A 355-nucleotide genomic window follows, 5' to 3' on the forward strand; every position below is an offset into this window, starting at 1 on the left:
GCCCGGCGCTGATCGTCAGCGACAACGGCACCGAGCTGACCTCGCACGCGATGCTGCGCTGGCAGCAGGAGCGTGGCGTCGCCTGGCACTACATCGCGCCTGGCAAGCCGCAGCAGAACGGGTTCGTCGAGAGCTTCAACGGCCGGTTCCGCGATGAATGCCTCAACGAGCATCTGTTCGGCAGCCTGCCCGCGGCGCGCCGCATCATCGAAGCATGGAGGAGCGACTACAACACGGCCCGCCCGCACACGAGCCTGAACGGGCTCACCCCAGCCGCATTTGCAACCCGCCCCGCATCGGGGCAAATGGAGAACAGGCTCTGCTCATGAACGAGGGCAATTAGGGGGCAGGGTCA

The 355-nt window shown here is 66.2% G+C and carries 1 protein-coding gene; it reads left to right on the plus strand.

Annotated elements, in window-relative coordinates; all coding sequences use genetic code 11:
• Positions 1–329, plus strand: a 329-nt coding sequence (locus AC1MIR_RS27785) for a transposase family protein (protein WP_480031404.1), incomplete at its 5' end; no start/stop codon positions are given.
• Positions 330–355: the final 26 nt, after the last annotated feature.

The sequence above is a fragment of the Falsiroseomonas sp. RANM36 genome, assembly GCF_056682175.1.